Below are 665 nucleotides of genomic sequence, written 5' to 3'. Positions count from 1 at the left end.
GGGGTGCAGACCGGCGATCACCCGGTACTCCCGCTCGACGGCATGAGCCGACGGCAGGATCGGCCCAAACGGCTTACGCCGCAACACATAGGCGCGATGCGGGGTGTCGAGGCGATAGGTCGGGTTCGACTGTCCCCCGGCGAACTTCGCATAGCTCAACGGCCCGGTAAAACCTTCGACATTGGCCGTCATCCAATCCGCCAGCCGGTCGAGATCGATCCGATCCTTCGCCGCGACGTCGACCGTTCCCTCCATCCCGGTCACGCGAACACCACCACGCTGCGCGTCGCTCCACCCCGCCGCAGTTCGTCGAACGCGGCGTTGATCCGCTCCAGCGGCAACCGCTCGGCGATGATCGAGTCCAGATCGAGCAGCCCGCGCAGGTAGAAATCCACCAGTCGCGGAATGTCCACCGGGAACCGGTTGCCGCCCATGAACCCGCCCTGCAACCGCTTGCCCGACAACAAGTCTATCGCCGACAGGCCCACGCTCTCCTCCGGCGGCAACATGCCCAGCACGGGGGCCGTTCCTCCGCGCCGCAGGACCTTGACCGCCGTCGCCGCCGATTGCGGTCGCCCGACCGCCTCGATCGCGTGGTGGACGCCGCCGCGGCTGATCTCCACCACCTCGTCCGCCACTGTTGCCGACAGCGCGTCCAGCGTATG

2 protein-coding genes are annotated in these 665 nt (G+C 67.7%); both read right to left on the bottom strand.

What is annotated here, in order from left to right:
- On the bottom strand, nt 1-255 hold a 255-nt coding region (locus AC0IYH_RS29065; RefSeq protein ID WP_471837464.1), incomplete at its 3' end, for a phosphotransferase family protein.
- Nucleotides 256-260: 5 nt separating this feature from the next.
- Nucleotides 261-665: zinc-binding dehydrogenase (locus AC0IYH_RS29060; protein WP_471837462.1), on the bottom strand; the 405-nt coding region annotated here is incomplete at its 5' end.

This window comes from Pseudomonas sp. AC463 (genome assembly GCF_979253585.1).
Note: the sequence above shows the minus strand (reverse complement) of the source record. Positions and strands in the feature narration are given on the sequence as shown.